The organism is uncultured Aurantimicrobium sp., from assembly GCF_936931525.1.
Classification (GTDB): Bacteria; Actinomycetota; Actinomycetes; order Actinomycetales; family Microbacteriaceae; genus Aurantimicrobium.
This window is the reverse complement of sequence record NZ_CAKZII010000021.1, coordinates 1-7,978: the sequence shown is the minus strand read 5'-3', so window position 1 is coordinate 7,978 and position 7,978 is coordinate 1. Positions and strand designations below refer to the sequence as shown.

Below are 7,978 nucleotides of genomic sequence, written 5' to 3'. Positions count from 1 at the left end.
GGCTAAGGCAATAGCCTTCATGCTGCCGCCACTTTCAGGGACGAATGCAGCGAAGACGGCAAACATGATGACAGCTGCTGCCGTGACGACCTTCGCGGAGCCGACGAATCCGGTCACGATCGACTTCCGAGCCTTTCCAGTGTGCACGTAATCCTCGCGCATGCGGGCTACGAGGAAGACCTCGTAGTCCATGGCCAAGCCGAACAAGATGCCCATCACGAGGATCGGCATAAAGCTGATCACCGGACCTGGTTTGTCTACGTGAAGTAGTTCAGCCCCCACACCTTCTTGCAGCACAAGTGTGACAACACCGAAGGCGGCAACAACGCTGAACAGATAACCAACTGCTGCCTTGATGGGGACCCAGATGGAGCGGAACACCATAGTCAAAAGAATGAGGGAAAGTCCCACGACAACAATGCCGAAAGGCAGTAGGGCATTACCGAGCAGCGTGGAGATATCAATTCCGCTGGCGGTGAAGCCGGTGACAGACAAGTCAACACCATACTTCTTTTGGAAGTAGTCATGCTTGTCGCGGATGGCTTGAACTAGTGCTTTGGTTTCGGGGGAGTCAGGAGCTCCTTCAGGGATGACCTGAATGATTCCGGTATCAGCAGTCATATTGGGCGTTGCAAGAGGAACAGCTGCCACGCCTGGAATCTGTTCCAGCTCTGCCTTGAGGTCAGCCATGAGCCCCAGAGGATCAGTGCTGGTGACAATAGTGCCGGTGACTAGGAGCGGGCCGTTGTAGCCTTCGCCAAAGTTTTCAGCAACGAGGTCATACGTAATGCGTGAGCGGTCATCTGGAGCATTGCTTCCGGCATCAGGCAAGGCTAGACGCAGGTTCAATGCGGGAAGGGCCACCACGGTAATCACGGCGAGTACAGCCAGGATGGTCACGAGGGGGAAACGGGTGACAGCCTTCACCCAGCCGGTGAAGAAACGATTGGGCTTGTGCGCTGCCGCTTCTGCCTTCTTGGTTTTTTTCTTTTTGGGGCGCAGGCGCTCGCCGGCAAAGCCCAGAAGAGCGGGGATGAGGGTGATGGAGATCATCACAGCAATACCCACACCAACGGCTGCTGCTACGCCCATGGTGGTGAGGAAGGGGATTCCCGCAATACCCAATCCCAACAACGCAATCATGACGGTAAGGCCGGCAAAAATGACAGCTGAACCTGCCGTGCCTGTAGCACGGGCAGCCGCTTCCTCAGGCGTGTCTCCCTGGCGGAGCTGATCTTGGTGGCGAGAAATGATGAAAAGCGCGTAGTCGATACCTACTGCCAGGCCCAACATGAGCGCAAGCATGGGGGTGGTGGAGGTGACCTTGGCAAACGCCGTGGCCACGAAGATCAGTGCAATAGAGATTCCAACGCCGAGTAATGCGGTGAGAAGCGGCATGCCCGCAGCCAAGAATGAACCAAAAGTAATGATGAGCACCACGAGTGCAACTCCCACACCAATCAACTCGGTAGGAGTAATGGTGGGCATAGATGAGCTATAAATCTGACCGCCGAGCGAGACTGTAGATCCTGCAGGGAGATCTGAGCTGAGCTGCTCTGTTGCGGCTTCCAATTCAGCAAGTGAATCAGGAGTAATTGTCGACGTGGGGCCATCAAATTGGACGCTGATCAAGCCGGCCTTGTCGTTATCGCTGATGGCGCCATTGACGCGCTCGTTGAAGGGAGAGGTGACGTTCTCAATCTGAGGGAGTGTGGCCATCTCCTCTGCAACGGTGTTGAGTGTGTCGACGTATTCGGGGTCAGTGATCAACTGACCGTCTGCTGCCAGAACAATGATTTGTGCAGATGCGCCACTGACCTGAGGAAAGGTGGTCGACAGAGAGTCGAGGGCAGCTTGTGACTCAGTACCTGGGATGCTGATGCCATCGTCAAGGCCCTTGTTGAAGGCTGCTGCAGCGCCACCAATGGCAACAAGAACAATCAGCCATCCAATGAGGACCATTCGACGGGCGCGGAAAGCCCAGTGGCCGAGGGAATAGAGCAGAGATGACATGACTGTCCTTGGGTGTTGGCAACCGCCGGAGATCTAAGGCGTTGCGGGAATAAAACACGTTTCGATACACCGGTGTATCCAATACATCAGTGTATCCTTAACCCTGTGAGCATCACAACCGAAACTGAGCCAAAGCCTGCAGAGTCAGCCAGACGCCAAAAAACGCGTGAACGCTTGATGGACGCGGCCTTTGAGGTCTTCTCAGAGGTAGGGATTCACGCGGCAAGTGTTGAAATGATCGCCGAGCGTGCAGATTTCACCCGCGGAGCTTTTTACTCCAATTTCGACACGAAGGAAGAACTCTTCCTCGCGCTCGCCGAACGAGGCAACAATGAACGGCTCGCATTGCTGCGAGGCAGCGTGGCCAACATTGACGTCATCATGCCTACATTGTTGGGAAATTCGGGTGGCAAGCTCACAGCTCAAGAACTCGGACCTATCGTGGCGAGCTTCCTGGAACAACAGGGTGAGAACCGCCTGTGGTTCCTCTTCCAGTCGGAACTCAGACTGCTTGCCATGCGTGATCCAGAGGTGGGCAAGCTCTATCTCGAGCAGAAAAAAGCTGCAGACCATGAATTCGGCAGCATCATTTCTGCAGCCTTCGATGCAGTGGGTCTCACCCCAGCACTCGATTCAGTCGAGCTGGCCAATGTGTTTATGAACACGTATGAAGCTGCCCTCCAAGAAGCCATCATGCGTGGTGGCGAGCATGTGCAGGAAGCAGCGCACCAGCTGTTTATGCAGCGCTTACTGGGCCTGATCGGCCAACTAGCTAGCTAGTTGACGGGACCCGTCCACTTTTCACCAGGGCCCTTGCCGATTTCATCGGGGATAGGGGAGGCTTCGCGGAACGCGAGCTGAAGAGAACGTAGGCCATCACGCAGAGGACGTGCGTGTGAATCGCTAATGTCTGGTGCTGCGGCAGTAATGAGTCCAGCAAGCGCATTGATGAGTTTGCGAGCTTCATCGAGGTCAGTCAGAGATGCAGCGTCAGGGCCTTCGGCTAGGCCGCACTTGATGGCTGCGGCGCTCATCAGGTTCACGGCAACCTCCACGATGACCTCGATGGCAGGCACTTCGGCAATGTCCATGACGGCTTTCTGGACTGCCTCGTTCTGGGCGCTTTCGCTCACAATGTATTCCTCTGCTAGGCTTATGCAGGTTTCTTAGCTCATGCCAAGAAATTGAAAGAGGAGTTATCTCCCACCCGTAACCCGCAACATCAGGTTACTGGGTTCTTGCACTCCGCCGGTTCAGTTCGCTGGGCAGGTAGGTCAGGGTGCCACAAGGTTTACCTTGTGTCGTGTTGAACACGGATGTATGTCCGTGCTGCGCGTAAGACTCCTCTTTCTCCCCGCAAGGGTTTCAGAGAAATAACAAGGAGCACCGCATTAGCGATCCACGTACAAACGACCGTATCCGCGTCCCTGAAGTTCGCCTCGTTGGTCCCAACGGCGAGCAGGTAGGTGTCGTGGCGATCGATGTTGCCCTTCGACTTGCACAGGAGGCTGACCTCGATCTCGTTGAGGTTGCTCCCGAAGCCAAGCCGCCGGTAGCAAAGATCATGGACTACGGAAAGTTCAAGTACGAAGCTGCGCAGAAGCTCAAGGAAGCTCGTCGTAACCAGGCCAACACCATCCTCAAAGAGGTACGTTTCCGCCTGAAGATCGATGTGCACGACTACGAAACCAAGAAGAAGCGCGCTATCGGCTTCCTCAACGATGGTGACAAGGTCAAGGCCATGATCCTCTTCCGTGGTCGTGAGCAGTCACGTCCCGAGCAGGGTGTTCGCTTGCTTCAGAAGTTTGCTGAAGAAGTTTCTGAATTCGGCACCATCGAGTCCAGCCCCACCATTGATGGCCGCAACATGGTCATGATTATTGGTCCACTCAAGAGCAAGTCCGAAGCCAAGGCAGAGCAGAACGCCAAGCGTGATGCCAACAAGCGTGGCGACAAGAAGGAAGCCAAGTCTGGCGAATCCGTTCTTGCTGTTGAAGATGACAAGGCAAACGCCGTTCAGGTTGTTGAAGCAGAAGTAGTTGCTGAGAAGCCCAAGGCAGCCCCCAAGACCACAGCTGCGAAAGCAGCTGCACCCAAGAAGTCCACCAAGTCGGTCTCAGACGAGCTCGACGACTAAAAGCCCCGCTTTCCCTCACCAGGGAATGTGAAACCCCAAGGAGATCCAATGCCAAAGATGAAGACCCACTCCGGGTCCAAGAAGCGCTTCAAGGTAACCGGTACCGGCAAGCTCAAGAAGCAGCAGGCCGGCATGCGTCACAACCTCGAAGTCAAGTCGGGCAAGCGCAAGCGCAGCCTGAACCAGGACCAGATCCTGTCTCCAGCTGACTCCAAGGTCATCAAGAAGCTTCTCGGTCTGTAATCAGACTTAGCGAATACTAAAAGGATAAGAAAATGGCAAGAGTAAAAAGAGCCGTTAACGCTCACAAGAAGCGTCGCGTCATCCTCGAGCGCGCTAAGGGTTACCGCGGTCAGCGTTCGCGCCTGTACCGCAAGGCAAAAGAGCAGGTCATCCACTCGCTGGTGTACAGCTACCGCGACCGTCGTGCCCGCAAGGGTGACTTCCGTCGCCTCTGGATCCAGCGCATCAACGCAGCGAGCCGTGCAAACGGCCTGACCTACAACCGTTTCATTCAGGGCCTCGCTCTGGCTGACATCCAGGTTGACCGTCGCATGCTTGCTGAGATCGCTGTAACCGATCCTGCAACCTTCACCCAGCTGGTTGAAGCTGCACGCAAGGCACTTCCTGCAGACACTTCTGCACCCAAGGTCAAGGCCTAAGGAACATCATGCTCGACAACCCCCGCGCTCCTCGCGTGAAGGCGGTTGCGAAGCTAGCCACGAGGGGAGCCCGGTCCGAGACCGGGCTCTTCCTCTTGGAAGGCCCGCAAGCCGTCTCAGAGGCATTGGCATATCGCCCACAGTTGATTGTGGAGCTCTATGCCACGCCCACCGCGCTTGAGCGCTACCAAGACATCGCAGCAACTGCTGTGGATGCCGGGGTAGATGTCGAGTTCGTTTCGGAAGAAGTCCTCGCCGCGATGGCGGACACGGTCACCCCGCAAGGATTCATTGCGGTCGTGCACCAGTTCCCCACGGCACTGAAGGAAATCTTCGCTGAAGACCCCAAACTGGTCATCATCCTTGAAGAAGTGCGTGACCCCGGAAACTTGGGCACCATCATCCGTGTGGCAGATGCTGCCGGTGCGGATGCTGTCATCTTGACCGGTCGCTCGGTTGATCTCTACAACCCCAAGGTTGTGCGCTCCACCACGGGTTCCTTGTTCCACTTGCCCATCACGGTGGACGTGGAGCTGGAGAACGTCCTTCCCTATGTTCGAGAAGCAGGGCTTCAGCTCCTCGCTGCGGACATCAAGGGCGAAGATCTCGTACTTGCCCGCACCAACGGCGTGCTTGATGCTCCCACTGCGTGGTTGTTCGGTAACGAAGCCCGCGGTTTGAGCGATGAGCACTTTGCTCTGGCGGAGAAAGCCATCACCGTGCCCATCTATGGTGATGCTGAATCCATGAACTTGGCCACAGCTGCTGCTGTGCTCATCTACGAGAGCGCTTTCGCTCACAACAAGGCCTAGCCTGTCGAGTCGGCTCTGGCCCACTCCCGACATAAAATTGAGAACTGTGTCTGCACCTACTGAAATCACCGAAGCAACCGTTACGGCTGCGGTTACTGACGCGCTGGCAGCTATTGCTGCCGCTGCGGATTCCGCAGCGCTGAAGGCTGTCCGCACCGCCCACGTGGGGGAGTCCTCGACTCTCGCCCAGTTGAACGCCCTGATGAAGGATGTTCCTGGCGACCAGAAGGCAGCTGCAGGAAAGCTTGTCGGCCAGGCCAAGGGTGAAGTCAACCAGGCATTCGCAGCCCGTGAAGAAGCCATCGTGCGCGAGGAGCAGACTGCTCAGCTTGCTGCCGAGAAGGTCGATGTCACTGCTGCAGCATCACGCTGGAGTGCAGGTGGACGCCACCCGCTCATGCTTCTACAGGAAAGCATTTGTGATGCCTTCGTCGGTATGGGCTGGGAAATTGCGGAAGGACCAGAGCTCGAAGGCGAATGGTTCAACTTCGACGCGCTGAACTTTGATGCAGATCACCCTGCGCGCGCAATGCAGGACACCTTCTTCGTTGAACCCGTTGATTCTCACCTCGTTCTGCGCACTCACACTTCACCTGTTCAGGTTCGCTCCATGCTCGAACGTGAAGTTCCTATCTATGTATTGGCTCCTGGTCGCGTGTATCGCACCGATGAGCTTGATGCCACTCACACTCCTGTTTTCACCCAGGTCGAGGGTCTTGCCGTGGACAAGGGTCTGACCATGGCTCACCTGCGAGGCACGCTCGAGCACGCTGCACGCATCATGTTCGGTGAAGGCGCCAAGATTCGCCTGCGCCCCAACTACTTCCCCTTCACGGAGCCTTCCGCTGAGCTCGATGTCTGGCACCCCACCTTTGCCGGTGGTGCACGCTGGATCGAGTGGGGTGGCTGTGGCATGGTGAACCCTAATGTTCTGCGTTCAGCAGGCATTGATCCTGAGGTCTACTCCGGTTTTGCTTTCGGTGTCGGCGTGGAGCGCACGCTCATGTTCCGCAACGACGTCAGCGACATGCACGACATGGTCGAAGGCGATGTTCGCTTCAGCCAGCAGTTTGGAATGGTGGTCTGATGCGCGTCCCACTGAGTTGGCTCGGCGAATACGTCGACCTCGCCTCTGACATCACACCTGAGCAGGTTCAAGCAGACCTGGTCAAGGTTGGTTTCGAAGAAGAAGACATCCACGGCGGAGACATTTCTGGTCCCATCGTGGTCGGTGAAGTTCTCGAATTCACTCCTGAAGAGCAGAACAATGGCAAGACCATTCGCTGGTGCCAGGTTCGCGTTGCTCCAGATGGTCAGGTCGCTGCCGATGGCGGCGACGCTATCCATGGCATCGTCTGTGGTGCAGGTAACTTCTTTGTTGGTGACAAGGTTGTTGTCACACTTCCCGGTGCTGTTCTGCCTGGCCCGTTCCCGATTGCTGCACGCAAGACCTACGGACACGTTTCCGACGGCATGATGGCCTCGGCCAAGGAATTGGGCCTCGGCGAAGGCCACGACGGCATTATTCGTCTGGCAGAGATGGGTCTTGACCCTGAGGTTGGCACTGATGCTCTCGAGCTGCTGGGCCTGTCTGAGTCGGCAGTGGAGATCAACGTCACACCTGACCGTGGATATGCGTTCTCCATCCGTGGTGTTGCCCGCGAATACGCACACTCAACTGGTGCTGCATTCCGCGACCCCGCAACAGAGGTCATCTCTGCGCACGGTGTGACGGAAGCGAAGAAGTTCGCTACCGAATTCCCAGTTTCTGTCGATGACCAAGCACCGATTCGTGGCCGTGTGGGAGCAAATGTCTTTGCTACCCGCATTGTGCGCGGCATTGATGCAACTGCTCCCACCCCTTCGTGGATGGTGTCGCGTTTGAAGCTTGCGGGAATTCGTTCCATCTCGCTCCCCGTTGATATTTCGAACTACGTCATGATCGAGCTGGGTCAGCCCAACCACGCCTATGACCTCGACAAGCTCTCTGGAGATATTGTTGTTCGTCGCGCTACCAAGGGCGAGAAGATCATCACCCTCGATGAAGCAGAGCGCACGCTAGACATCGAAGACCTGCTCATTACTTCAGGTGGTAAGGCCATCGGTCTTGCTGGTGTCATGGGTGGTGCTGATACAGAAATCACTGACGGCACTACCAACGTGCTCATTGAAGCTGCAAACTTCGATCCCGTATCAATTGCACGTTCAGCACGCCGACACAAGCTCCACTCCGAAGCTTCCAAGCGTTTTGAGCGGGGAGTTGACCCAGAAGTTGCTGTTGTGGCAGCTGGCCGTGTTGCACAGCTTCTAGTTGAGCATGCCGGTGGTGAGATCGTGGATGAAGGTTCCTACTT

At 56.2% G+C, this 7,978-nt stretch carries 9 protein-coding genes; 7 read left to right on the top strand and 2 right to left on the bottom strand.

The window, feature by feature from the left end; all coding sequences use genetic code 11:
- The coding region (locus tag Q0362_RS01000) for an MMPL family transporter (RefSeq protein WP_298118811.1) at positions 1 to 2,013 on the bottom strand (2,013 nt) is incomplete at its 3' end.
- 105 nt (positions 2,014 to 2,118) lie between these two features.
- On the opposite strand from Q0362_RS01000, the gene Q0362_RS00995 reads away from it, so the two are divergent.
- Positions 2,119 to 2,793, top strand: a complete 675-nt coding sequence (locus Q0362_RS00995; RefSeq protein ID WP_298118809.1) for a TetR/AcrR family transcriptional regulator — start codon at positions 2,119 to 2,121, stop codon at positions 2,791 to 2,793.
- Here the strand turns inward: Q0362_RS00995 and Q0362_RS00990 are convergent.
- Positions 2,790 to 3,104: a DUF1844 domain-containing protein gene (locus tag Q0362_RS00990; RefSeq protein WP_298118817.1), complete on the bottom strand. Its 315-nt coding sequence runs from the start codon at positions 3,102 to 3,104 to the stop codon at positions 2,790 to 2,792. The genes Q0362_RS00995 and Q0362_RS00990 overlap by 4 nt on opposite strands.
- Positions 3,105 to 3,403: 299 nt before the next feature.
- Between Q0362_RS00990 and infC the strand changes: the two genes are divergently transcribed.
- The 6 genes from infC to Q0362_RS00960 all read left to right on the top strand — a co-directional run.
- The gene (infC, locus tag Q0362_RS00985) at positions 3,404 to 4,150 is read left to right on the top strand and encodes a translation initiation factor IF-3 (protein ID WP_298118814.1); all 747 of its coding nucleotides are present in this window, start codon (positions 3,404 to 3,406) and stop codon (positions 4,148 to 4,150) included.
- Between the two features lie 48 nt (positions 4,151 to 4,198).
- Positions 4,199 to 4,393 (top strand): 50S ribosomal protein L35, encoded by a 195-nt coding sequence (gene rpmI / locus Q0362_RS00980; protein ID WP_110233635.1) that lies wholly within the window; start codon positions 4,199 to 4,201, stop codon positions 4,391 to 4,393.
- 32 nt (positions 4,394 to 4,425) lie between these two features.
- Positions 4,426 to 4,812 carry a 50S ribosomal protein L20 gene (gene rplT / locus Q0362_RS00975; protein ID WP_280795280.1) on the top strand — a complete coding sequence of 129 codons (387 nt, stop codon included), beginning with the start codon at positions 4,426 to 4,428 and terminating at the stop codon, positions 4,810 to 4,812.
- An 8-nt stretch (positions 4,813 to 4,820) separates the two neighbouring features.
- On the top strand, positions 4,821 to 5,624 hold the full coding sequence (locus tag Q0362_RS00970) for an RNA methyltransferase (protein WP_298118802.1): 804 nt from the start codon (positions 4,821 to 4,823) through the stop codon (positions 5,622 to 5,624).
- Between the two features lie 46 nt (positions 5,625 to 5,670).
- Positions 5,671 to 6,711 (top strand): phenylalanine--tRNA ligase subunit alpha, encoded by a 1,041-nt coding sequence (pheS, locus tag Q0362_RS00965; protein WP_298118799.1) that lies wholly within the window; start codon positions 5,671 to 5,673, stop codon positions 6,709 to 6,711.
- A partial coding sequence (locus Q0362_RS00960) for a phenylalanine--tRNA ligase subunit beta (RefSeq protein ID WP_298118794.1) occupies positions 6,711 to 7,978 on the top strand: 1,268 nt, incomplete at its 3' end. The genes pheS and Q0362_RS00960, both read left to right, overlap by 1 nt.